Annotated in this window: 22 protein-coding genes and 1 pseudogene; 16 read left to right on the top strand and 7 right to left on the bottom strand. The window is 70.7% G+C overall.

Annotated elements, in window-relative coordinates; genetic code table 11:
* A partial coding sequence (locus ACWDZ4_RS29495; RefSeq protein WP_451511441.1) for a methyltransferase domain-containing protein occupies nt 1-966 on the bottom strand: 966 nt, incomplete at its 3' end.
* A gap of 347 nt (nt 967-1,313) precedes the next feature.
* Between ACWDZ4_RS29495 and ACWDZ4_RS29490 the strand changes: the two genes are divergently transcribed.
* Nucleotides 1,314-1,742 (top strand): STAS domain-containing protein, encoded by a 429-nt coding sequence (locus tag ACWDZ4_RS29490; protein ID WP_451511440.1) that lies wholly within the window; start codon nt 1,314-1,316, stop codon nt 1,740-1,742.
* A gap of 213 nt (nt 1,743-1,955) precedes the next feature.
* On the opposite strand, the gene ACWDZ4_RS29485 is transcribed toward ACWDZ4_RS29490, so the two are convergent.
* A complete protein-coding gene (locus tag ACWDZ4_RS29485) occupies nt 1,956-3,050 on the bottom strand; it encodes a hypothetical protein (protein ID WP_451511439.1) in 1,095 nt (364 codons plus the stop codon).
* A 362-nt stretch (nt 3,051-3,412) separates the two neighbouring features.
* Between ACWDZ4_RS29485 and ACWDZ4_RS29480 the strand changes: the two genes are divergently transcribed.
* The 6 genes from ACWDZ4_RS29480 (at nt 3,413) to ACWDZ4_RS29455 (ending at nt 9,702) form a co-directional block, all read left to right on the top strand.
* On the top strand, nt 3,413-4,318 hold the full coding sequence (locus ACWDZ4_RS29480) for an ABC transporter substrate-binding protein (protein WP_451511438.1): 906 nt from the start codon (nt 3,413-3,415) through the stop codon (nt 4,316-4,318).
* A gap of 2 nt (nt 4,319-4,320) precedes the next feature.
* Nucleotides 4,321-5,280, top strand: coding sequence for an amino acid ABC transporter permease (locus ACWDZ4_RS29475; protein ID WP_451511437.1), 960 nt, complete (start codon nt 4,321-4,323; stop codon nt 5,278-5,280).
* An 8-nt stretch (nt 5,281-5,288) separates the two neighbouring features.
* Nucleotides 5,289-6,041, top strand: coding sequence for an amino acid ABC transporter ATP-binding protein (locus tag ACWDZ4_RS29470; RefSeq protein WP_451511446.1), 753 nt, complete (start codon nt 5,289-5,291; stop codon nt 6,039-6,041).
* Nucleotides 6,038-7,237: a M20 family metallopeptidase gene (locus tag ACWDZ4_RS29465; RefSeq protein WP_451511436.1), complete on the top strand. Its 1,200-nt coding sequence runs from the start codon at nt 6,038-6,040 to the stop codon at nt 7,235-7,237. The genes ACWDZ4_RS29470 and ACWDZ4_RS29465 overlap by 4 nt, the downstream gene beginning before the upstream one ends.
* A 167-nt stretch (nt 7,238-7,404) precedes the next feature.
* Nucleotides 7,405-8,694, top strand: a complete 1,290-nt coding sequence (locus tag ACWDZ4_RS29460) for a cyanophycinase (protein ID WP_451511435.1) — start codon at nt 7,405-7,407, stop codon at nt 8,692-8,694.
* 135 nt (nt 8,695-8,829) lie between these two features.
* Complete coding sequence (locus ACWDZ4_RS29455; RefSeq protein WP_451511434.1) at nt 8,830-9,702, top strand: MurR/RpiR family transcriptional regulator; 873 nt, start codon at nt 8,830-8,832, stop codon at nt 9,700-9,702.
* Nucleotides 9,703-9,797: 95 nt separating this feature from the next.
* On the opposite strand, the gene ACWDZ4_RS29450 is transcribed toward ACWDZ4_RS29455, so the two are convergent.
* From ACWDZ4_RS29450 to ACWDZ4_RS29440, 3 genes and pseudogenes are all read right to left on the bottom strand, one after another.
* Nucleotides 9,798-10,151 carry a hypothetical protein gene (locus tag ACWDZ4_RS29450; protein ID WP_451511447.1) on the bottom strand — a complete coding sequence of 118 codons (354 nt, stop codon included), beginning with the start codon at nt 10,149-10,151 and terminating at the stop codon, nt 9,798-9,800.
* A 38-nt stretch (nt 10,152-10,189) separates the two neighbouring features.
* Nucleotides 10,190-10,399 (bottom strand): annotated as a pseudogene (locus tag ACWDZ4_RS29445) (aspartate racemase/maleate isomerase family protein); the annotation flags it as partial.
* Between the two features lie 180 nt (nt 10,400-10,579).
* Nucleotides 10,580-10,921 (bottom strand): transposase, encoded by a 342-nt coding sequence (locus tag ACWDZ4_RS29440; RefSeq protein WP_451511433.1) that lies wholly within the window; start codon nt 10,919-10,921, stop codon nt 10,580-10,582.
* 850 nt (nt 10,922-11,771) lie between these two features.
* On the opposite strand from ACWDZ4_RS29440, the gene ACWDZ4_RS29435 reads away from it, so the two are divergent.
* From ACWDZ4_RS29435 to ACWDZ4_RS29410, 6 genes are all read left to right on the top strand, one after another.
* The gene (locus ACWDZ4_RS29435) at nt 11,772-12,179 is read left to right on the top strand and encodes a YciI family protein (protein WP_451511432.1); all 408 of its coding nucleotides are present in this window, start codon (nt 11,772-11,774) and stop codon (nt 12,177-12,179) included.
* Nucleotides 12,180-12,187: 8 nt separating this feature from the next.
* Nucleotides 12,188-13,411 (top strand): RNA polymerase sigma factor, encoded by a 1,224-nt coding sequence (locus ACWDZ4_RS29430; RefSeq protein WP_451511445.1) that lies wholly within the window; start codon nt 12,188-12,190, stop codon nt 13,409-13,411.
* A gap of 272 nt (nt 13,412-13,683) precedes the next feature.
* Nucleotides 13,684-14,178, top strand: coding sequence for an FAD binding domain-containing protein (locus tag ACWDZ4_RS29425; RefSeq protein ID WP_451511431.1), 495 nt, complete (start codon nt 13,684-13,686; stop codon nt 14,176-14,178).
* Complete coding sequence (locus tag ACWDZ4_RS29420) at nt 14,175-14,645, top strand: hypothetical protein (RefSeq protein ID WP_451511430.1); 471 nt, start codon at nt 14,175-14,177, stop codon at nt 14,643-14,645. The genes ACWDZ4_RS29425 and ACWDZ4_RS29420 overlap by 4 nt, the downstream gene beginning before the upstream one ends.
* A gap of 144 nt (nt 14,646-14,789) precedes the next feature.
* Nucleotides 14,790-15,293, top strand: coding sequence for a nucleoside deaminase (locus tag ACWDZ4_RS29415; RefSeq protein WP_451511429.1), 504 nt, complete (start codon nt 14,790-14,792; stop codon nt 15,291-15,293).
* Between the two features lie 470 nt (nt 15,294-15,763).
* Nucleotides 15,764-16,216, top strand: coding sequence for a protein kilB (locus ACWDZ4_RS29410; RefSeq protein ID WP_451511428.1), 453 nt, complete (start codon nt 15,764-15,766; stop codon nt 16,214-16,216).
* Between the two features lie 527 nt (nt 16,217-16,743).
* On the opposite strand, the gene ACWDZ4_RS29405 is transcribed toward ACWDZ4_RS29410, so the two are convergent.
* On the bottom strand, nt 16,744-17,928 hold the full coding sequence (locus tag ACWDZ4_RS29405) for a spore photoproduct lyase family protein (RefSeq protein ID WP_451511427.1): 1,185 nt from the start codon (nt 17,926-17,928) through the stop codon (nt 16,744-16,746).
* Nucleotides 17,929-18,032: 104 nt separating this feature from the next.
* The gene (locus ACWDZ4_RS29400; RefSeq protein ID WP_451511426.1) at nt 18,033-18,923 is read right to left on the bottom strand and encodes an SDR family oxidoreductase; all 891 of its coding nucleotides are present in this window, start codon (nt 18,921-18,923) and stop codon (nt 18,033-18,035) included.
* 237 nt (nt 18,924-19,160) lie between these two features.
* On the opposite strand from ACWDZ4_RS29400, the gene ACWDZ4_RS29395 reads away from it, so the two are divergent.
* The 3 genes from ACWDZ4_RS29395 to ACWDZ4_RS29385 all read left to right on the top strand — a co-directional run bounded on the left by ACWDZ4_RS29395 (nt 19,161) and on the right by ACWDZ4_RS29385 (nt 23,386).
* Complete coding sequence (locus ACWDZ4_RS29395; protein ID WP_451511425.1) at nt 19,161-21,143, top strand: hypothetical protein; 1,983 nt, start codon at nt 19,161-19,163, stop codon at nt 21,141-21,143.
* Between the two features lie 361 nt (nt 21,144-21,504).
* Nucleotides 21,505-22,329 carry an SAM-dependent methyltransferase gene (locus ACWDZ4_RS29390; protein WP_451511424.1) on the top strand — a complete coding sequence of 275 codons (825 nt, stop codon included), beginning with the start codon at nt 21,505-21,507 and terminating at the stop codon, nt 22,327-22,329.
* A gap of 70 nt (nt 22,330-22,399) precedes the next feature.
* Nucleotides 22,400-23,386, top strand: a complete 987-nt coding sequence (locus tag ACWDZ4_RS29385) for a MerR family transcriptional regulator (RefSeq protein WP_451511423.1) — start codon at nt 22,400-22,402, stop codon at nt 23,384-23,386.
* The last annotated feature ends 169 nt before the right edge of the window (nt 23,387-23,555 follow it).

Raw genomic sequence — 23,555 nt, 5'->3', positions numbered from 1 at the left:
CACTCCGCACCCGTCGGCAGCCGGGTCCAGCACTGGCTGCCGGTGCTGGACGGTACCGAACGCCTCGGCGTGATCCGCGTCGAAACCGATGCCGTACCGGACAAGGGGTGGATGGTGATGCGCGGGCAGAGGGCGGCGCGGTAGTTGCGCTGCCAGTGCTGGACCTGTTCGACCATCTCCTTCGCGGCCAGGTGGCCGTGGGGACCGTAGCCGTGGACCACGAACTCGTACAGGCCGTTTCCCTCGTCTCCGTCGGAGAGACGCTCGGTGGCCAGCCGCGCGGGGGAGGTACCGCGGACGATCGCGGCGCCGGGCCAGTGCTCGGGCGGCGGGTTCAGGACCCCGGACCGGCATGCGGCAGAAGCCGGGCAGGGCACCGGCCAGGTAGAGGGCGAGGGCGTCGAAGGGTTCCTGGCCACCGACGGTGACGTGGGTGTGCGCCACGGTCGGCTCGCGGACGAGGGCGGGGGCGAGCTGGTCGACGGGCAGCGGGGTGCCGTCCTCCCAGGAGAGGTGGACGCCGGTGCCGGCGACGGTGCGCCGGTTCGGGTTCCAGGCGCCGTCGCCCTGCATGGCGACGAAGCCGCAGACGATGAGCGGATCGTCGCTGTGCAGTGCCCCGTCGCTCTCGGTGAAGCCGATGGCCCAGTGGTACCCGTGCAGACGGAGCGGCGCGACGAGGCGTCCGCCCTCGGCGAGAGCGTCGATCCAGGGCAGGTCCCAGGTGTCGACGGTGACCAGGATGGCATCGAAGCCGCCATCCGGCACGGTGCCGGCGGGCAGGTGCTCGGCGTCCGCGGTAATCATCTGGACGTGGTCGTATTCGGTCTGGGCCAGGAAACGGGTGGCGCGGTCGGTGACGACCGGGTCGGTGTCCAGGGTGGTCACGCTGTCGGCCGGGCCGACGAGTTCGGCCATGAGGGCGGCGTTGTAACCACCGGAGCCGAGAAGCCGACGAGTCCGCACAATCTCGAAGGGGAAGTTGCGGGAATCCGAGGGACATCCGGGCAAATATCGCCTCAGGCCTGTGGGTTCGCAGCTGGATCACGAGCGTATCGGCGCGTCGGACACCTGCCAGAACTCCTCGGGCAGCCGGGCAAACCCGGCTCGCTCGGGTGGCGAATCGGTTTTCTGCTCCATACCCGGGTCCAACGACCCAGCGCCGCTGGTATGGCGGCGCGTGACCGTTCCGTCATGAACCGAGACCGTGACTGACCGGGTTGATGCCAGAGCCTCAGCGAGCCTCACACCCCTCCAGGGGAACGCCGCGCCATGATGGGAGCCTCCGAGGGCCCAGGCGCCCTGGGCGAAAGGTGAACGCACTGATCACCATGGACGTCCAGTACTGCGGCAGTTCGGTCCTGGCCGGTGTCAGCGGGGAACTCGACGACGACGCGGGCGCGGTGTTCCAGCGGGCGCTGGACGACGTCACCGGTGACGAGCGGGACCTCATCGTCGATCTGCACGGCGTGACATCCATGGACACCGGCGGCCTGCTCCACCTCCCGGCCCTGCACCGCGGCGCGGAGTGCCTGGGCCTGCGCGTCCTGGTCGTCGGCTGGCATCCCCAGCCCCAACGGCTCCTGGCCGACGTCGCCGGCATCCCCGGTCCCGGCTCGGCCACCGGGAAGCGGTGCGCGCTGGCGGGCTTCCGCCGGCTGATCGAGGACCGGGCGGAGAGTGCAGTCCAGCCTTCGTCCCAGATGACGTTCATGCCGTTGGTGTCACGGTGGGCCTGGTAGACGGTGTCGGCGGTGGTCAGGACTTTGATCCAGGAGTCGTTGCCCTGGTTTTGGACGGAGATGCTGCAGGCCCCGGACTGGCCCGGCCTGCGAGCGCGATGCCGTTGACCAGCGCGGCGCTGAAGGACTCTGTGTTGTTCGGGTTCAGACTGTCGATGTCGTTGCACGGGCCCGTGGCGCCGGTCGCACTCGTCGCTCCGGTGGCGCCCGGTGTCAGCAATTGGTGACGGGCGTTCCGTTGTACAGGTTGCTGTCGGCGACCCCGTTGGTGACGCTCTTGAGGTAGTAGCCGCAGGTGGGGCGGTTCCTGAAGTCGAAGGTCTGGCCGGAGGCCAGGCGCCAGATCTTGTAGTTGGAGAAGGTCAGGGGTAGCCCTGAGGCGGCCTTCTCGGGCTGGTGGTCACCCAGGACGATGTAGGCGTCGGATCCGGAGAGGGTGGCGAGGCCGTTCTTGTCGATGAAGAGGGAGCCGCCCTCCTCTACTCCTACGCCCCAGGCCTTGCTGCCGGTGGTGAGGCCGTCCTTGATGGCGCGGGCGATGAAGGCCATGGTGCGGCCCATGCGGTCGCGGGTGACGAAGTGGGAGTCGTTGATGGTGCCCGCGTAGTTCGGCCAGTTGAACATGCCGGTGGTGAAGGTCGCGTAGGAGTCGTACGGGTCGGCGAGAGCCTCCGCGGAGGTGATGCTGCCCTGGCAGGCGTCGTAGACGACGGCGCTGTTGATGTGGTGGCCGGCGCTGCCGCCGCCGGAGCCGCCGCCCTTGGTCACGACGGACTGCACGGATGCCCGCAGGGAGGTGTTCTTCCAGGCTGCGTACTTGCACTGGTCCCCGCCGGCGAAGTAGACGAACTCGGCGTTGCGTATGTCGGTGTTGACCTGTGCATTGTTGCCGTCGCTTGCCTTGGTGAGCGTCCACGTCGTGCAGGAGTTGACACTGCCCAGGCTCATGATGGCGTCGCACTCGGGGGTTCTGCTGCCGGAGCCCGGCGCGGAGGCGGCCAGGGCGACCACGTCGAGTGAGCCGGTTCCGCCGCGGATGGCGTCGACGGCCTTCTTCATGGTGGCCGCGATGACGCCGCCGGAGCCGTTCATGGTGAAGGCCGGCCCGGACCAGCTGGTGCGGCTGACGTCCGAGGAGCTGCCGAGGCGGATGCGGCTGGCTGCTGCGTCGGCCTGTTCGGCCTGGACGAACCCGCCGGCGATGACCGCCAAGGCGGCCGTGAGGCACGCGGCGATGCGATATGCGGGTCGGCGCTTCGCCGGGGAGGCGACGTTGAGCGCAGGGGTGTGGTGCAGGAAGGGACTCATGAGTCCTCCGTGTTGCAGAGAGGTCCCGCGCCGAAGACAGCGGGGCAGGCACTGAGACTGCAGGAACGGAAAGTACAGGCCAAGTTCGAGTAGCGGAAGATGTAACGCATGAGTTGTATGCCAGTAGGGCCAGCCTGAGCAGCTGGCAGCTGGAGGGCCTGCGATGTACCGCGTGGAGAGGAAACGAACCTCGTTACCTATATGAAACGCGCGTTACATCTAGCCAACTAACTGTGGTCCATGTAATTTCCTCGAATGTCAGACAGCGGCAACCGAAGTCGTCGCTGGCAGATCTTCCGAGAGGGCTACTTGTGATGCCAACCCCGTCTTTCCGCCGCATGTCCACGGCTTCGGTCCTGTCCATGGCGGTTCTCGTGACGGTCTCGGCCTGCGGCGACAACGCCTCTGACAGTGCTGCCAAACCGCCAGCGTCCACCACCATCGCGGGCGTAGTGATCACCAAGGACGCGGCGCTGCATGACACCCTGCCGCAGGAAGTCAAGAAGTCGGGCACGGTGCGGGTCGCGACGGATGTGCCGTACGCGCCCTTCGAGATGTTCGTGGCCGAGGGCAAACCGGAGCTGACCGGCCTCGACTACGACCTGGGCCAGGCCCTGGGCGCCAAGCTCGGCGTGAGGTTCGCCTTCACACCCCAGAAGTTCGACGGGATCGTGCCCGCGATCCAGGCGGGGAAATTCGAGGCGGCGATGTCGGCGATGACCGACAACAAGGAGAGGCAGGCGGTGGTCGACTTCGTCGACTACTCCGTCTCCGGCTCCGGGATCATGGTCGTCAAGGGCAACCCCGAGAAGATCACGAACCTGGACGACCTGTGCGGTAAGAAGGCTGCGGTCCAGGCCGCGACGAATCAGCTGGACCTCCTCAAGGAGCAGCAGGCCAAGTGCAAGGCCGCGGGCAAGGGGGAGATCGGCATCCAGACCTTCCCCAAGGACTCCGACGCGCAGCTCGCCCTGCGTTCGGACAAGGTCGTCGCCCAGGTGCAGACGAAGCCTGCCGCCGGGTGGACCGCCAAGACCGCCGACGGGGGCCATGCCTTCGAGGTCGTCGATGACCCGGCGGCGGAGGGAGGTTACGGCGCCTCGCCCAACGGAATCGCGGTGTCCAAGAAGCTGCCCCAGCTCACGGACGCGATCCAGAAGGCCTTGCAGGCCCTGATCGACGACGGGACCGTCGCCAAGATCTTCGACAAGTACGGCGTTGCCTCGATCGCCCTCAAGGAGGCCACCAAGAACGCGGCGGTGGACTAGAAATGACCACCACAGCTCCTGCGGACATCGACCGTCCGGCGCCCGAGCAGCTCACGATCGTGCCGCTGCGCCACTACGGGCGTTGGATCGCCGCCGTCGCGGCGGTCACCGCCCTGGTGGGCGTGGCGGGCTCGCTGGCGAAGAACGGCAATCTGCACTGGGAGATCATTGGCCACTTCCTCTTCGCCGATCTGATCTTCGACGGGCTCGTCACCACCCTCTGGCTCACCGTCGCGGCGATGGCCCTCGGGCTCGTACTCGGCACCCTGATCGCGGTGATGCGCCTGTCCACCAACCCGGTGCTGTACGGGATGTCCTCACTGTTCGTCTGGTTCTTCCGCGGCACCCCGCTGCTCGTGCAGATCATCTTCTGGGGATACGCCGCGGCCCTCTACGAGGACGTGCTGATCGGAATCCCGTTCACCGACATCACCTTCATCCAGGTGGAGACCAACTCCCTGCTCACCCCGGCCGTCGCCGCGCTCCTCGCCCTTGGACTCAACGAAGCCGCCTACGCCTCCGAGATCGTCCGTGCGGGCATCCAGTCCGTCGACATCGGCCAAACTGAGGCGGCCCACTCCCTCGGGATGCGGCCCGCCCTCACGATGCGGCGGATCGTACTGCCCCAGGCCATGAAGGTGATCATTCCGCCGATGGGCAACGAGACGATCAACATGCTGAAGATGACCGCCCTGGTGTCGATCATCTCGGCCCACGACCTCATGTCCAACATCCAGGACGTGTACGCGCAGAACTACCAGGTCATCCCGATGCTCGTGGTCGCCAGTATCTGGTACCTGGCGCTCGTCACGCTGCTCAGCATCCCGCAGTCCTGGCTGGAGCGCCGCTACGGCCGAGGCAGCGGGCACGGAGGCCGCATCTCGCCCCTGCGGAGGATGTTCACCGGAGCCGTGACACGGCCGGCTCACCGACCGACGAACGCCAAGGAGGCGGTCCTGTGAACCTCCCCATGGTGCACGCCCAGGGCGTGCGCAAGCACTTCGGGAAGCTCGAAGTCCTCAAGGGCATCGACCTGACCGTCGAACGCGGCCAGGTGTGCTGCCTGCTGGGCCCCTCCGGCTCGGGCAAATCCACCTTTCTGCGCTGCATCAACCACCTGGAGAAGATCGATGGCGGCACCCTCGCGGTTGAGGGAGACCTCGTCGGTTACCGCCGCCACGGCTCCAAACTGCACGAACTGCGCGAACGTGAAGTCGCCGAACGCCGCCGGGACATCGGCATGGTCTTCCAGCGCTTCCATCTCTTCCCGCACCTGAGCGCCCTCGGCAACGTCATGGAAGCGCCCGTCAAGGTCGCTTCCGTCTCCCGGGCCGAAGCCCTGGAAGACGCACAGAGATTGCTCGACCAGGTCGGTCTCGGCGACCGCGCGGGCCACTACCCCGCGCAGCTCTCCGGCGGACAGCAGCAACGTGTCGCCATCGCCCGGGCCCTGGCGATGAAACCCAAGCTGATGCTCTTCGACGAGCCCACCTCCGCGCTCGACCCCGAACTCGTCGGTGACGTCCTGGACGTCATGCGCCGGCTCGCGGCCGACGGCATGACCATGGTCGTAGTCACCCACGAGATCGGCTTCGCCCGCGAGGTCGGGGACACCGCCGTCTTCATGGACGACGGCATCGTCGTTGAGGCCGGCGACCCCCGGCAGGTGCTCGTCGAGCCCCGACAGGAACGCACCCGCGCCTTCCTGTCCAAAGTCCTGTGACCGCCCCCTCGCGGGAGCGGCTACGCACCGCCGCGCTGCTTCCGTACGCCGAAGCACGTCTGGGGGGCTACCTGGCGGACCTGGCCGAGCTGGTCGCCGTGGACTCCGGGTCGTACAGCCCCGACGGCGTGAACCGGATAGCGGACTGGACTCAGGACCGGCTGCTGTGTCTGGGGTTCGACGTGGAGCGCACCGCTCCCGTCCACGGGCACCGCGTCGGGGACGTACTGATCGCCCGCAAGCCGGGCAGTCTCCCGGTGGCCCATGGAGGCCGACGGATCCTACTCGTCGCGCACATGGACACGGTGTTCGAGGACGGCACGGCCGCCGAACGGCCCTTCAGGCTCGACGGAGACCTTGCGCGGGGGCCGGGTGTCAGCGACGACAAGGGCGGTCTGCTGGCCGGGCTCACCGCGCTGGAGATCCTCCATGAGGCCGGAGCCACCAGGTACGCCGAGCTCGTCTTCCTCGCCACCCCGGACGAGGAGATCGGCTCCCCTGCGAGCCGCCCCACCATAGAGGCGGCGGCGTGCGGGGCGCACTTCGCGCTTGCTCTGGAGTGCGCCCGCGAGAACGGCGACCTGGTCATCGCCCGCAAAGGCGTCGCCGACTTCCTGGTGACGGTCACCGGCCGTGCGGCCCATGCGGGCATCGAACCGGAGCGCGGCGCGAACGCCGCGCTGGCCGCCGCCCACCTGGTCATCGCCCTTCAGGCCCTGAACGGCCACTGGGACGATGTCACCGTCAACGTGGGCGTCGTACGGGCCGGGACCCGGGCGAACATCGTCTGCCCGGAGGCGGAGCTGCGTATCGAGGTGCGTTCGGCCACCGCTGCCGGTATCGGCGCGGCCAGGGCTGCCATCGAGACAGCCGTCGCGCGGACCGCCGTCCCCGGAACCACGGCCACCGTGGCCCAACTCGACCTGTGCCCCGCCATGGAGGACACCCCCGCCTCGCGCCGCATCCTCGACACGGCCCGGAAGATCGCCGCCAGCCTCGGGATACCGCTCGGCGGCGCGGCGACGGGCGGGGTGGGCGACGCCAATTTCATCTCGGGGATCGGTGTGCCGACCCTGGACGGCCTCGGGCCGGTCGGCGGCGCCGACCATACCCCCGAGGAGTGGCTGGACACCTCCACCGTCCCCACCCGTGTCACCCTGCTCGCCTCCCTCATCGCCGACCTCGGCGCCGGCTGACCACAGAACCTCCCGCACCGGTTTGACCGCGCCATTGCCCGGTGCGGGAGACCACCCCCGGCAGCCATGTCCACCACGCGATGGCTGCCGGCCAGTGCCGGGACCGCCGCCGGCCCCCGTCGGTGCGGTCCCGGCCACCAACCACCCCCATCCCCAGGAGGCACCACATGCGCGTCCCGACCGGAGCCCGCCGCACCGCGCTGGCGGGCGGCACCGCTCTCCTCCTTACTTTGGCCCTCGCACCGACTGCCGACGCCGACACCACCCGCTCTCCGGGCAACCGAGGCTCGCTCGTCCTCATCGGCGGGGGCCTGAAGCCGGACAACTCGCAGGTCTACGGAGAGATCATCCAGCGCGCCGGCGGCGCCACGGCCCGGATCGGCGTGATCACCGCTTCCTCGGTCCCTGCCAGTCAGGACCCCAATGCCGACGACCCCGCCATATGCAGCAACTCGGAATGCAACGGCACCTACTACGCTGGGCTGTTCGAGCAGCACGGCGCCGCAGACGCCCAGTGGATCCCGATCGACCTCGACCACGTCGCGAACGCCGACTCCGACGACGTCGTCCGTCAGGTCAACTCCATGACCGGCTTCTTCTTCGGCGGTGGTGACCAGTACCGCTACGTCACCACCCTGCTCCATGGCTCTGCCCACACCGACTCCAAGGTGCTCGCGGCGATCCGCGCCAAACTGGCCCTCGGTGCGGTCGTCTCCGGCTCCAGTGCCGGGGCGCAGATCGCGGCTGGAGCGGACATGGTGACCGGCGGAGACTCCTACGAAGGACTGCGCGACGGCACCAGTCCCGGCTACTTCGACGACCCGGCCCGGCTCGGCCACCTGCCTGCGGGCGGCTTCGGCTTCCTGCGCTCCGGACTGATCGACACCCACACCGGGGCCTACGGACGTGAAGGCCGCGCCCTGCGCCTGGCCGCGGACACCGGGCACGACCGCGTTTACGCCCTGGAAGAGAACACCGCACTCGTCGTGGAGGGCCCGGGCACACCGCACGAGCGCATACGTGTCCTGGGTCCCCAAGGCGTCGCCATCCTCGACCTGCGCCAAGCCCGAACCGGCAGAGGCGACTTCGGCTGGTCTCTCACCGGAGCCGGCTACAACTACCTCACCGACGGCGACCGCTACGACCCGAACCGCTGGCGGATCCTGCCCGCCGCAGGCAAGCGGCCCATCATCCCCACCTCCACCTCGCCCGTCCCCGCCAACACCGACGTCTTCCACTCCGCCGCCAACCCGGCGGGCGTCCCCTACTCCTTCCTGAACACCGCACGCGCACTCGCGGCCGTCGGCACGCAGCGCACCGCGAAGGCGACCACCTTCGAGAGCGGGCCGCGGTTCGCCGTGACCCTCAGCAAGCAGCCCGGATTCGCCGCGTGGACCAGTGACGGTTCCACGGCGCGAACGGTGACCGGGCTGCGGATAGCCGTCGCACCGGAGTGACTCTGCCCTGACGACCCCGGGCGACCGAGGCCGGCCGGACACCGGGGGCCCGGCCGGCCTCACTCACCGGTGATCGACAGTAGGCTCGACCGGTCACCATGCTCCGTCCCGAACCACCCGAAGGGAGACCCTGCGATGGCTTCCGGCACACTCGCCGACGAGATCCGCCTCAAGCTGGGCGACGTCAGCCCCGCCGAACGCAAGGTCGCCCGCGTGCTCCTCGCCGGCTACCCCGCCTCGGGTTTCGAGACCATCGCCGTCCTCGCGGAACGCGCCGCCGTCAGTGCCCCGACAGTCCTCCGCTTCGTCAACCGGCTCGGATACCGTGGCTTCCCCGACTTTCAGGCCGCGCTGCGCGAGGAACTCGACGAGCGCAATGCCTCTCCTCTCTCCCTCTACGAAGCGACCGACTACGGCCGCGCCACGACGGGAGAGGACGGGGACGGCGACCTCCTCCAGCGCGGCAGCAACGTCTTCAGCGTGGCGGTCTCCCAGACGCTGGCCGAACTACCCCCACACGACCTCCAGCACGCGGTGCGTTTGCTGTCCGACGGCAAACGCCGCATCACCCTGGCAGGAGGCCGCTTCACCAACCTCTTCGCCCAGTACCTCGGCCTGCACCTCATGCAACTGCGCGACGACGTCAGATTCCTGCCCGACCGCGACGTCGAACGCACCGCTGTGTTCGCGGCCCTCCACCGACGTGACGTCTTCGTCGTGTTCGACTACCGCCGCTACGAGGAGGACAAGGTGGCCATGGCCGAGCTCGTCCAGGAACATGGTGGCAAGGTAGTCCTCTTCACCGACACCTGGCTCTCGCCGGCGGCCACGCACGCGGAGGTGGTCCTGCCCAGCCAGGTCGCCGCGCCGTCCCCCTACGACAGCCTGGTCCCCACCCTCGCCGTCATCGAGACGGTCATCGCCGGCGTCATCACCGCCCTCGGCGAAGACGCCCACCAGCGCATGCGGCGCGGTGAGGAGACCGCCCGCCGCATGGGCCTGTACTGACCCTGAGTGAAGACGGAGCCGACCTCATGACCACGAAGGCCCCGGCGGCCTTCACAAATCCACGTCGAACCACCACGTTGCCGCCATGCACCCCTTCAACGTCGCTCAACACTCCAGGCACGGCGCTGCAAACTTCGGCGGCCGGCTGTTTCCACCCCCGACGTAGGACTTCTGTCACCGGACGAGGCAGCGCCACGCATGTGACAACGGTCCCTCAGCAGGCTCCCGGCGCCCGTGTCGCGGTCGTCGAAACCGTGCTCGCGCAGGGCGTGCCACAGTGTCGACGCATTGATGGCGACGACCGGTTTGCCGAGCTCGGATTCGAGGGCGTCGGCCTGGGAGACGAAGGAGAGGTCCGTCCCGACCTGCACGATCGCCTCGACGGAGGGGTCGTCCAGTTCGTTGACCATTTCCAGGATGCGGTGGGGCCCGCCCCGGGCGATGTCCATGGCGGTCGGACAGCGCAGCCCCGCTGTCGCGGCACGTCGAATCCGGCCTCCGTGAAGAACCGGCTCACCTCGCGGTCGGCGACGGGCTGGTACGGAGAGAAGACCGCTGTGCGCCGGCATCCCAGCGCACGCAGCGCGGCCCGGCAGGAGCTCGCGCCGGTGGTGACCGGCAGCCCGGTGCGCTCGCGTAGGCGGCGCTCGAAAGCGGCGTTGCCCGCGACTCCGCCCCAGAACGTCTCCGCGGACATCCCCGATGGAGTAGCCCACGATCCTGTTGCTGAAGACGTCCTTGACCGCGCAGAGGTACAGCTTTCCTTCCCCGGTGGCGTCGGGTACCGGCTTTTCGAGCCAGCGGTAGTAGGGCTGTTTGGCGAGCTTGAGGACCCGGCACGTGACCGTGACGGGAACTCCGTCTGTGGCCGGCTCTTTCACAAGCGGGTAGATCCTTTTCCCGGCAGGCTCGCCTGGGACAGGCAGGCCGCGGCCCGGCGCAGAACCTCGTTCTCCTGCTCCAGCAGCTTGATCCGCCGACGCGCGTCCCGCAGTTCCGCGCTCTCATGGCTGGACGTGCCGGGTTTCGTCCCGTCGTCGATGTCGGCCCGGCGCATCCACTTCCACAGCGTCATCGCATGGACCTCGAAGCCGGCGGTCACCTGCTCGACCGTCACACCCGAGTCGCGATTCCTCGCGACCCGCACGACGTCCTGGCGGAACTCTTCCGGATAGGGCTCGGGCCCAGCGAAATCCTTCTCACCTGCCCTGCAGGGCAAGCCAGTTCAGATGTCACCCGATCGTGCATCTGACCCAAGTCTTGAAGAAACCACCCATTCCGCGGATGAGTTTGGCGCCCAACGTGCAGGTCTCCTGTTCCATGCTGGGGGTTTGCTGGCCTCGTGCCCCCGAGCGTGGCTCTGACCTGCGGCCGCGCCGAACTAGGGCACGTTGATGAGCATTCTCAACGGTATCTCCTATCAGGATCATCAGGTAGGGAGCTGAGTAACGTCTTTGCAGGCCGGATACTGTTTCGCGAGTTGTTGATCTTGGCGGTGCGCGGTGCCCGCCGGCGGCTTCCGGCAGGGTCTCGGTATCGGGGCGGCCGTGGTGGGGGCACATGCATTCGTTCCTCTCGGCTGCGCGTCCATGCCCGCCCGATCGAATCGATCGGGTCAGGCCCCTCGACGGCACACGGGTTCGGGACGGCGCCGGGTCCGCCTGCGCCATCACACCCGCACCCGCACCGGCGTCGGACTCGGCGTCCAGCGCCACCGGACCCTGCCCACCGCCAACGTCGGGATCGCGGATGAGGCCGAGGGCGTGCATGCCCTCCACGCCGAACGATCCGTCGGTCCGAGCACCCCACGACACGCCATGGCCCCACATACAGTGGCGCACACGAGGCGTTTCCTTGATTCGGCCGCTTGGTCGCCGACGATCCCGGAAGGTCTCGCTCCGTCTCGTCCTCGCGCCACGCCGTGGACCCGGACACCACGAGAGGGCTCACCCGGGCCCCACCACGAGAGCCAAAAAAAATCGGACGGCGATGTCGAGAACCCGGGACCGGCTCCGTCCCCGTAGTGAACGCGACCACAACGGGTCGCACCAGCACCGAGGAGAACCACCATGGCCAAGTACTTGCTGCTCAAGCACTACCGCGGCGCTCCGGCCGCGGTCAACGACGCGCCCATGGACCAGTGGGCCCCGGAAGAGATCTCGGCCCACGTCCAGTACATGCAGGACTTCGCGGCCCGGCTCGAGGCAACCGGCGAGTTCGTCGACGGTCAGGCGCTCGCGCCCGAGGGGGCGTGGGTCCGGTACGACGGCGAGGGGCGCCCGCCGGTCACCGACGGCCCCTTCGCCGAGACCAAGGACCTCATCGCCGGCTGGATGGTGATCGACGTCGACAGCTACGAGCGCGCCATCCAACTGGCCGGGGGGCTGTCGGCCGCCCCCGGGGCGGGCGGGAAGCCGATCCACGAGTGGCTCGAGGTGCGCCCCTTCCTGGCCGCGCCGCCCACCGTCACGGAGTGACCTCATCGATGAACGAGAGCCTGCTCCGGAGCCTCACGCCGAGCGTGCTCGCCATCCTCGTCCGCCGCGGAGCCGACTTCGCGGCGGCCGAGGACGCCGTGCAGGACGCGCTGGTCGAGGCGGTCCGCGTCTGGCCGGCCGACCCTCCACGCGACCCGAAGGGCTGGCTGGTCACCGTGGCCTGGCGCCGGTTCCTCGACGCGACCCGGGCGGACGCCGCCCGCCGCCGGCGTGAGGACCTCGTCGACGAGCAGCCGGCGCCCGGGCCCGCGCCCGCGGTGGACGACACGCTCCAGCTCTACTTCCTGTGCGCCCACCCGTCGCTGACGCCGTCGTCCGCTGTCGCGCTCACACTGCGCGCCGTCGGCGGGCTGACCACCCGTCAGGTCGCCCAGGCCTACCTGGTGCCCGAGGCGACCATGGCGCAGCGCATCAGCCGGGCCAAGCGCACCGTCTCCGGCATCGGGATCTCCCCTGCTGGAGCGAGACCGAGAGCTCGGGGAAGGTTCGACCAGCCCGGCGACGTCGCCACCGTGCTGCGCGTCCTCTACCTGGTCTTCAACGAGGGCTACTCCGGCGACGTCGACCTCGCCGCCGAGGCCATCCGGCTCACCCGGCAGCTCGCGGCCGCGATCGACCACCCCGAAGTGGCGGGGCTGCTCGCCCTCATGCTGCTCCACCACGCCCGGCGCGCCGCCCGGACCGCGCCCGACGGCAGTCTGGTGCCGCTCGCCGAGCAGGACCGCGGCCGGTGGGACACGGAGTCGATCGCCGAGGGCGTCGAGATCCTGCAGGCGGCCCTCGCCCGCGACCGCCTGGGCGAATTCCAGGCCCAGGCCGCCATCGCGGCACTCCACGCCGACGCGCCCACCGCCGAGGAGACCGACTGGGTGCAGATCGTCGAGTGGTACGACGAGCTCGCGCGCCTGACCGACAGTCCGGTCGTCCGGCTCAACCGCGCGGTGGCCGTCGGCGAGGCCGACGGACCGCGCGCCGGCCTGGCGGCGCTCGCGGCGCTGGACGACTCTTCCCCGAGCTCTCGGCTTCCCTCGAGCGGGGGATGCGCCATCCCCCGCCACGCCGCGGTGGCGGCGTACCTCCACGAGCGCGACGGCGACCTGGCGACGGCGGCACGGCTGTACGCCGAGGCGGCCCGGAAGGCACCCAACCTCGCCGAGCGCGACCACCTGACGCGCCAGGCCGCCCGGCTCAACGCCCGCCGGGGCCGCTGACGGGTCGCGCTCGGACTCTCCCGCCGCACTTGGCGCGGCCCGGTGGCCACCAGAGCGGTCGCCTCGAAGTGAGCAGGCGGGCCGAGACCGACGGTGTGAAGCGTTGCCGACGGGGAAGCTCAGCCTGCCCTCCCCGGTACGCCGTCCTGACGTCACGGCGGCAGGTCCGACTGCGGCCCCAGGATCAACTCCCATGCCAGGAAGTGAGGTTCGACGCGGGGCCGGCTCTTGTAGAAGTCTACGAAGAGCCGGTCTCAGCCTGCGGAGTTTTCATGCCTTCCACCCCTAACCGACTTCGCTCGGTTGGCTGTGTACTCCTCACACAAGGTGCAACGAAGCAAGGGATGAGTGCCGTGGACTTACTCCGTCCCGCCACATGGGCGGAAGCGCTGGACGCAAAGGTCCAGCATCCGGGCGCGACGCCGATCGGGGGCGGTACCGACGTGATGGCCGAGATCGGCACGGTCGACCGTCAACCGGCCACTTTGCCCGGCCTCACCGGAGTCGGGGAACTCGCCGAAGGGCCCGGGGCCGACGGACGGTCGCGGACCGGTGCAGGTCTACCCCGCCCCCGGACCATTGATGAACTCGGCGCTCGACTTCCCGGACCGGCTGTCGCGTCCAGGACCGTGGGCTCGCCACAGATCAGCGGCCGGGGCACCCTCGGCGGCCACCTGGCTGCGGCGCCCCCGCGGGCGAGGGGCGCCCACCGCTGGTCTCCTCCGACGCGGAGATCGAGGGTCCCCCCCTTCGCGGCAGTCGCATGACCCCGGTCGGCGAGTTCTCCACCGGCGTCAAGCGCAACGTATTCGCCGAGGACGAGCTGATCGCCGCGGTGCACGTGTCGCCCGCGAAGGGGCCGCAGCAGTCCGCCAAGGCCGACACCGTCGGTGGCGGACCGGTGGCGATGGTGCACCCCGTGGCGGCCGAGGCCGGGCAGGGCCTGGTCGAGGTCGTGCGGGTGACGGAGGAGATCAAGGTCGAGGACGGTCGGATCTGCAATCCGTCGCTCACCGACTACCCGGTACCGGCGATTATGGACATGCCGCCGATGACGGTGGATGTGATCGAAAGGGGTGACCCGAACGCGCCGTCCGGTGGGCGTGGTGTCGGCGAACCGCCCACCACTTCCGCCACCCCGGCGGTCGTGGACGCCGTCCGCGACGCGACGGGTCCGGACCTGACCCACACCCCGGTCGCACCGGAGCACATCGTCTGCGCCCAGCCGCGATGATCTCCCGCGGGTGTCGCCGACCGCGCTGATCTCAGCGCTGATCCGAAGGCGGCATCCGCGGGGCGCCACTTGCTGCCCCGGGTGCGGTGCCCCGCACGGGCAGAGCACCCGGGGAGTCTCCGCCCTCTCGAAAAAGGAGTGACCATGACTGCGAACATCCAAGAAACGAGTCTCCAGGAGCTCAAGCGCGCCTGGCTGGAAGAGGCGATCAGGTTGGCCACCCACAGCGTGACGAACGGCGGCGGTCCGTTCGGCGCACTGGTCGTCAAGGACGGCGAGGTCGTCGCGACCGGGAACAACCAGGTCACCGCGGCCCTGGACCCGACGGCGCACGCCGAGGTGAGTGCGATGCGTGCCGCCTGCAAGAAACTGGACACCTTCTCGCTCGGGGGCTGTGTCCTGATCACCTCGTGCGAGCCGTGTCCGATGTGCCTCTCCTCCGCGCTGTGGGCGCGAGTCGACCGGATCGTCTACGCCGCCGACCGGCACGATGCCGCGGTGGCCGGTTTCGACGACCGCAAGTTCTACGACCTGTTCGAAAAGAAGCCCGCGTCGATGTGGCCCACGCCGGTCGAGCAGCTGGACCTGCCGAACCGTACGGCGCCGTTCGACGCGTGGCTGGCCAAAACCGACCGCATCGACTACTGAGAACCCGGTTCACCGCGCGCTGGCATCGAGTGAACCGAACCCATCGGATCACTGAGCCTTTTCCGGCCTGCTGGTGGTGACCGCAGGCTGGAGCGTACTTCCCGACGACGAAGCTCCTGGTGGACGGGTTCTCGACCGAGACCACCCCTGTCCGCCAGGACCTTCGCGTGCCCGTCCGCCCGCCGAGCGCCCCTGGCCCCGGCCCACTTGCGATGCGGTGACACCTGCGCCCGGCTCGCCGCGGGAGGGAGAGCCCGGATCGGCAACCGGACGTCCCGGCAGGACGTCCCACCAGGAACGCCGGAAGCTGACTGGGATCACGTCTGCCGGGTGGTGCGCCCGGCGGGCATTCTTGTCCGAAGCCGGTCCGCCCCGGCGTGCCGCTCCGGCCACTGCACCGGAACACGAGGTCGAAGGGGAGCGGCTGACTGCGACCCGCCCCGTCACTGCTGTCCAAGGAGAACTTCGCGATGTGGCCCAGCATCATTGCCGTGGTCGGCACACTGCTTGGGGGCACGCTCACCGGGCTGCTTCAGATCAAGAGTGCGCGGATCGCCCAGAGTGCTGCCCGTGCCGACCAGAGGGCGGAAGCCCTGCGCAGGGCACTGGGCGAATTGGTGGCCGCCCTGGGCGACCACCGGCGGGCCATGTGGCATCGCGAAGTCCTGCGCCTGGACGGCGCGAGCGAGGAAGCCGTCGAAGCGGCCCGCACGGCCTCCCGCACCACGCGCTCAGCCATAACCGGCCCACTGGTCACGGTATCCGTCCTTGAACAATCCCTTGCTGAGCCGGCTCGTCGGGCTGCCCTGGCCGCGTTCAGCCTGCGCGACGCCACTGACCACCCCGACCTGGCCTCCCGCCGCGAGGCCGCCATCGCGGCGACCGACGAACTGGTCGCCGCCGCCGGCCGGGCCATGGCCTGACTTCCCGGAGGTCCGGGTGACGCGGCCCGGGCACCCCATCGATCAGGCAGCCCCTGACATTCGTTCAAGGCCGGACCAAGTGGGGAGGCGGAGCCCTCCGAGGGAACTCCGGACAGAGCCACCTTCGGAGAGCCTCATCAGACCTGGCCGTTCGTCCGCTCCCCGACCGCTGCGCAGCACTGGCCGATCGTTTCGGGCCGAGATTCGAAGTGGTCTCCAGCGGAGGGTGCGGCGGGCGAGCCGGAGCCGGGTCCGGAACCGGGTGGGGCGGCGCGGCGGACGATCCTGTGTGTACTCCCGCGGGCCCGGACGAGGCGGCGGTACGGGGCGAAGCCGCAGCCGCGGTCGGGGAACAGCCGCCGCCAGGCCGTCACCCCGCTGCAGCCGGTGCGTCCGGCCGGCCCAGCAGCCCGGCACACCCCTTCGCACAGCACGTGGACGATCCCGCGAAGGGCCTGCTGCCCCTCCCGCGCGTCACCGGGAAGCGGCCCTCCGCACCGTCGTACCCGCCCTCCGTCCGTGCCCCGTCAGAAGGCGTAGCGGATCGTCAGCCACGGAGCGTGGGTGTCCACCAGGCCGCGCACGGCCTCCACCGTCGCAGCCTTGACAGCGTTGCGGTACCGCACGTTCCAGCTGCCGTTCTCGGACCGCTTGGCCTGCTGGAGGTCGGGGCGCCAGATGGCGTCCTCGGCGCGCGGATGCCAGGCCAGGTTGACCTCGTGCAGGTCCCGGTTGTGCGTCAGCATGATCACTTCCGCCGCCGCCTGCTCCTTCACCCTCCGCGGCAGGACGTCGTCCATGTGCCGGAGCAGCTCCGCCCAGGACCGCTCCCAGCCGGGCCTGATGACGACGGGGGAGAGATTGAAGTGGACCTCGTAGCCGGCGTCGAGGAAGTCCGCCGCCGCGGCGATGCGGTGCTCGACCGGGCTGGTGCGGATGTCCAGCAGCCGTGAGTCGTCCGGCGGCATCACGGAGAACCGGACCCGTGTCCGGCCGCGGGGTTCGAGCAGCAGCAGATCGGGGTTGACGAACTTGGTCGCGAACGATGCCTTGGCGGTGGGCCACCGGGCGAAGGCGTTCACCAGATCGGCGGTGTTCTCGCTGATCAGCGCGTCGACCGAGCAGTCGTTGTTCTCCCCGATGTCGTAGACCCACGCGCTCGCGTCGCACTGGTTCGGCTCGCTCTTGGGGCCCTGGCCGGCGACATGGCGTGCCAGACGGGCGACGATGCGGTCGATGTTCGTGAAGACGGTGATCGGATTGGCGTAGCCCTTGCGTCGCGGAACGTAGCAGTACGCGCACGCCATGGCGCATCCATTGGCGGCCCCGGGGGCGATCCAGTCCGCCGACCGGCCGTTGGGCCGTACGGTCAGGGTCTTCTTCTCGCCCAGCACCAGGACCGTGCTCTTGATCCGCACCCAGCGCTCGGCGTTCCCCTTGTTGCCGTGCAGCTCCGGAATGCGCCAGTGGGAGTCGGTGGAGACGACCCCGGCGTCGGGGAACCTCGCGAGGATCTGCCGGCCCCGCGGCGAGGACGCCGCCCCGGGCTCGGCGTGGATCTCCCGTACCGACAGCATGCGGCGGGCCTGCTCCGAGTCGCGGAACAGCGGCCCGGTGGACCTTCGGGGCTTCGGGCCGGTCCGGATCTCGTCGAGGCCGAACAACCCGTCGTGGTCGTCGTCCGGCATGCCGGACGGCTGGGAGGTGTGCATGCCTGCTCCGGAGTCTGTCGCGTCGTACACCACCGTACGGGAGGACCCGCCCGGCACGCGGCGCCGCGTGCCGCCGCCCGTACGAACGGCCCGGCCGGCACCGCTCAGCCGCCCGTCCGCCGGCGGCCGTCCAGGTCCGCACTGCCGCCGGCGCCCAGCAGCCCCGTCGCCGCGAACGCGGTGCTCCGCTGGAGCCGGGGAAGTTCCCGCTTCGAGAGCAGTGTCACCACCGGGGGCATGGCGGCCCGGACCACCTGCGTCGCGCGGAGCCACGCGGGCGCGTACACGGCCGCGCTCCGCCGCTCAATGGCCCGCGCCATGCGCGCGGCCACCGTTTCGACCGGGTAGACCTTCCGCGCGGGCCTCGGCATGTGGGCCCGCAGCTCCCGCAGCACCGGATGCTGGTCGACGTCACGGATCATGTCGGTGTCGGTCCAGTTCAGGTACGCGATGCCCACCCCGACGCCCTCGTGGGCGAGCTCGGCGCGCAGCGAATGGGCGAAGGACTCCACGCCGGCCTTGGAGGCGCAGTAGGCGCTCATCATGGGCGCCGCCCCGATCGAGGCCAGCGAGGCGATCTGCAGGTAGTAGCCGTGTGTCGCCCGCAGGCCGGGCAGGAAGGCACGTGCCGTGATCGCGCTGCCGATCAGATTCACCTCGATCACGCGCCGCCACAGCGCGGGGTCGGACTCCGCGAAGGGACCGCCCTCGGCCACTCCCGCGTTCGCGACCACGACCGACACGGGCCCGAGGCGGTCGCGGACCTCGGCGGCGACCCGCGCCATCGTGTCCTCCTCGGTGACATCGGCCTCCCAGCACAGGGCCCGCCCGGAGATGGTGTCCCGCACCTGGGCCAGTGCCGGCTCCTCCCGGCCGAGGAGGGCCACCGTGGCGCCGCGCCGGGCCAGCTCCCGCGCGGTCGCCGCCCCGAGGCCCCGGGCGGCACCGGTCACGACGGCGACACGGCCTTGCAGAGGACGTACTGCGCCCGTCACATGGACCTCCTGGAGAGGGAGCGGGCCCCGGTGGTACTCCGCGCCACCGGACCCGGCAAGGGGTTCTTTCACCATAGGCACCAGCGCCGGGGGCCGCAGCGCCACCGGGCAGCCACCCCCGCAGGACGTCCGGCCGGCGCGCTTCGGCGCGCGTCGTACTGACTGCCGAGGTGACCGCAGCGGTCGTTCTTCGTTGACCGGGAAAGCCACAGCCCGCGTTCGACAAGCCGAGGCCCCATGCGGAAACAGCCAGCCCCTTCGCCGACCCCCATATCCGGACGGCGCCCGCGCGTCGACGAGGCGGAGGCGATCCTCGTCGAGCACTACGGACACCTCGTACGCCTCGTCCACCTCGTCCTTCCGGCAGACCTCGGCCGTCACCGACGGGTGGTCACGGCCCATTCCGTGGTCCAGCGCACGCTCCCACGGACGCCGGGCACCCGCGGAAACGTATCGTCCGCGCAGCCGCCGGCGGACGCTGCCGCCTACAGCTGGATACGTGACCGCGTCCTGAAGACCGCGCTCGGCTTCGAAAGGCCGCCATGGGCGCCTCTGCGGCAGTGGTGGCAGCGGTCCGCCAGGTTGCCGCTGATACTGGGGGTACGGGTGTTCCCCAGTGCGGGCGGGGCCGACGAACTGGCCCTGTCCCAGGCGCTGTCGGGGATTCCGGCGGCGGCCCGCGCCGCTCTGGCACTGCATGTGCTCGAAGCCCTGGCCGAGGACGAGATCGTCCCGGTGCTCTCGGCAGCGGGCGTCGCGGACCCCCGCGCGGCGCTGCGGACCGCGCTGAGCGTGCCGAACGTGCAGGACGGCTCGGCGGCCGCGCTCCTGCGGACCGGCGAGTTCGACCCCGGCCTGGTCCAGCTGCACCCGACGGACCTGCTGCGCCGCCGCAACCGCGCACGCCTCACGGCCGCCGTCCTGACCGCCGCGGCACTGGCCGCGGCAGCGACCCTCACGGTCGGGGAGGGGGCGCCGGCTCCCGGCGCTGTCGCGAACGGCCCCACGGACCGCGGCGCACCGCTCCCGGCCCTGGACCCCGCGAAGCTGCGGACCGCCTCCGCCGAGGGCTGGGCCGACACCGCACGCGTCGACTTCTCCGCGTGGCCGGCCCGGGGCGCACGGGCCGGGGACCGCGCGTTGCTGCACCGCGCGCTGCGCGCCTGGGGCTCCCCCGGCGAGGCCGTCCGCGTGACGGCGACCGAGGACACCACCACGGCGCCGCCGATCCGCCCGCCCCAGCTGCTGTACGCGGGTGACGTGAACGGCGAGGCCGTCGTCCTCCTGCACGACGGACAGCGGCTCGTACGCTACGCCGAGCCCGCCACGGACGGCAGCGCCGAGGCGCGCGAGGACACGGCCGCCCTGGACTTCGCCCGGACCGACAACGCGGGCGTGACGACCGCCGCCGCCGTCGTCATCGGCCGCACCACGGGCGGCGCCCGGTACCTCATGGCCCCCTGGATCGCCGAAACCGGCACCCGCGACCTGCTGCGCCCCGGAGCGCCGACCCGCCGTCTGCCGGCCGTGGACGGGGTCACCGCCGTAGTGCCCTCCCCGGCCACCGGCGGGGCGTGCGCCTCCTGGCCGGTTCTCAGCCTCCGCTCCTCCGAGCGGATCGTGGAGAAGCACGCGTTCCTCCTCACGGACCTCGGCGACCTGACGCCGGTGCACCTCACCCACACTCCGCCGCCCGGCTCCGGCGCCCCCGCGCGCCAGCCGCGCGAGGCGACGGGCCGGGAGGCGCTGGTGAGCTGGGCGCGAAGCGCCTGCACGCTCACCGCGATGCGCGGCAAGGGAGCGCGGGCCGTGAACGACTGGGTCTACGCCCGCCAGTCGCTGCCGGGCGGCGGCCGTGCGGCCTGGGTGTGCACCCGCATGGAGGCGTGGCGGGGGGCGGGACGCGTCCAGGTGCGGTTCCAGCCGCCCGCAGCCGGCCCGGCGGCCCCCGCAACCGTGGTGGCCGAGCAAGGCGACACCGCGGCGTGCAGCCGCTTCGGGCAGCACGTGGTCGCCGCTGCGCAGTGGCGTTCCCCGCAGGGCCGGTGGTTCGTCCTGGCCGCCGGCAGCCGTTCGGTGAGCCGCATCAGCCTCTCGGGCGGAGTCGACGCGAGCAGCGCGGGCCCGACCATCGCCGTACCCGCCGCCGAGGGCGCACAGGTGGAAGTCACCGCCTTCCACGCGGACGGGAGCGAACTGTCGCCGCTGCGCGGGCGGTGACGGCGGCCCGCGGGCACGGCGCGACGGCGGTCCCCTCGCGCCGCGTCCGCCGAGGGGATCATTCCGTGGCTCCCCGCACGGAGTCGCCCGCACGGGTGGCGGTGCGGTCGCTGCCCCTGCCCCTGACGCGGCCGGTCCGTTGGACAGGCGAGCCGCGTCATCGGGTGTACGCACCGGAGCCGGGCCGGTACGTGCCGGCTCTGCCCGTACGGCGGTCCCGCTCGCGCCCGGGCGGGAGCCGGGACGCCCGGTCGCACGGACGGCTTGCCGTTCTGGGAACAACTCGCCTCTGCTGGGAACAACTCGCCTCGGTAGGCTGCGTGTTGACCTTGAAATGAGCTTGTTTCCCAAAGGGGGCCCCGTGGCCGAGCAGCCGACACCTTCCGATGTGTCCCAGCAGAGCGACAGGATCAACACCGCGCAGCCGCACACGGCCCGGATCTGGAACTACTGGCTGGGCGGCAAGGACCATTACGCGGTCGACCAGGAGGCCGGTGACCAGATCCGCAAGCTGCACCCGGGCATCGGCGACTACGCCCGGGCGGACCGGCTGTTCCTCGGGCGTGCGGTGCGCCACCTGGCCGCCGACCGCGGGATCCGGCAGTTCCTCGACATCGGTACCGGTCTGCCGACGGCCGACAACACCCACGAGGTCGCCCAGCGGTCGGTGCCGGAGTCCCGCATCGTCTACGTCGACAACGACCCGCTGGTGCTCGCCCACGCGCGTGCCCTGCTCACCAGCACACCGGAGGGGCGGACCGACTACCTCGACGAGGACCTGCGCAACGTCGACGTCATCCTGGAACACGCGGCGAAGACACTGGACTTCAGTGAGCCGGTCGCGCTCATGCTGCTCGGCGTGGTCATCTTCCTCGAGGACGACACGGAGGCGTACGGCATCGTCGGCCGCCTGATGGACGCACTGCCGTCCGGGAGCCACCTGGTCCTCTCCCACACGGTCACGGACCCGGCGATGCCCGATGTGGACGCCGCGGTGGCGTTCTGGAACGAGCACGGCACCCCGAAGCTCACCCAGCGCACCCCCGACCAGGTGGCCCGGTTCTTCGACGGCCTGGAGCTCCTCGACCCCGGTGTGGTGTCGTGCAGCCGCTGGCGTCCTGAGGCGGACGCCACCGGCATGCCGGACGAGGTGGCCATGTTCGGCGGGGTCGCACGCAAGCCCTGAGGCATCGCCGGTGTCCACGGCTCCGCCCGTCGGGCGAGGGTGCGGTGATGGTGCGTCGTACCCTGAAGCCGTGACACCCGATCCGGATCCCGCGGTCGCCGAGGGCGGTGGTGCCGGAGCGGCTCTGAGCACAGGTGCGGTCGCCCGCAGGCTCGGTGTCGCTCCCACCACCCTCCGCACCTGGGAGCACCGTTACTCGATCGGTCCCGCGACGCGTCAGGACGGCAAGCACCGCCGGTGGACGCCGCAGGACATCGCCCGCCTCGAAGAGATGTGCCGCCTCACCTCGCAAGGCGTCCCTCCCGCCGAGGCCGCTCGCGCGGCCCTGCGCCCGCTGCCCGGCGGAGGCGGCCGGCCGCCCGCCCGCCCGGCTCCGCGCGCCGTTCTGTCGCCCGGGGGCCGCGACGCCCTTCCGCTCGGGGACGTGAGGCAGGAGTGCCGCGGCCTCGCCCGTGCGGCCGTACGCCTCGACGCGCCCGCCGTCGAGGAGTTGCTCGACGCCGCGCTCGCCGAACACGGCCTGGCCGGGGCCTGGGAAGAGGTGTTCGCTCCCACGCTCCACGCGGTGGGGCGCAAGTGGGCCTCTTCCGGCGAGCGTTACGTCGAGGTCGAGCACCTGCTGTCCTGGCAGATCTCGTCGGCCGTCCGCCGCCTGCGAACGGTCCGCGGGCCGGCGGGCATCGCCCCCGCGCTGCTCGCCTGCGTACCGGGCGAGCAGCACACCCTCCCCCTGGAGGCGCTCACGGCCGCTCTGGGGCAGCGGGGCCTGCCCGCGAGAATGTTCGGCGCGGCCCTTCCCGCCGAGGCCCTCCACGCGGCGGTACGCCGAATCGGCCCGTCGGTGGTGGTGCTGTGGGCGCAGTCCCGTTCGACCGCCGACCGCGCGCCGGTCCAGCTCGTCTCGGGGGTGGAATGGGGTCTGCGAGGCGCCAGGGCAAATCCGGCTCTGCTGCTCGCCGGCCCCGGATGGACGACGACGCCGCACGTACCGGGCACCGGGCGGCTGCACGGCCTGCGGTCCGGGACCGAGACCGTCGAGTCCTTGCTCGTCGGGTGACACGGGAATCCGCACCGCCGAACGGCTGTTCGCCTCCCGTGTGGGTCACACATTCTCCCGTGTGTCATTGAAAAGCCGGATCGTCCACATGTGATCGAGTGGATGCCGACTGCCGGCCGTACGAAACGGTGGTGGCGCATCCGAACGGCCTGTCTTCCCAGAAGGACGA

The sequence above is a fragment of the Streptomyces sp. NPDC003016 genome (assembly GCF_053591455.1).
Note: the sequence above shows the minus strand (reverse complement) of the source record. Positions and strands in the feature narration are given on the sequence as shown.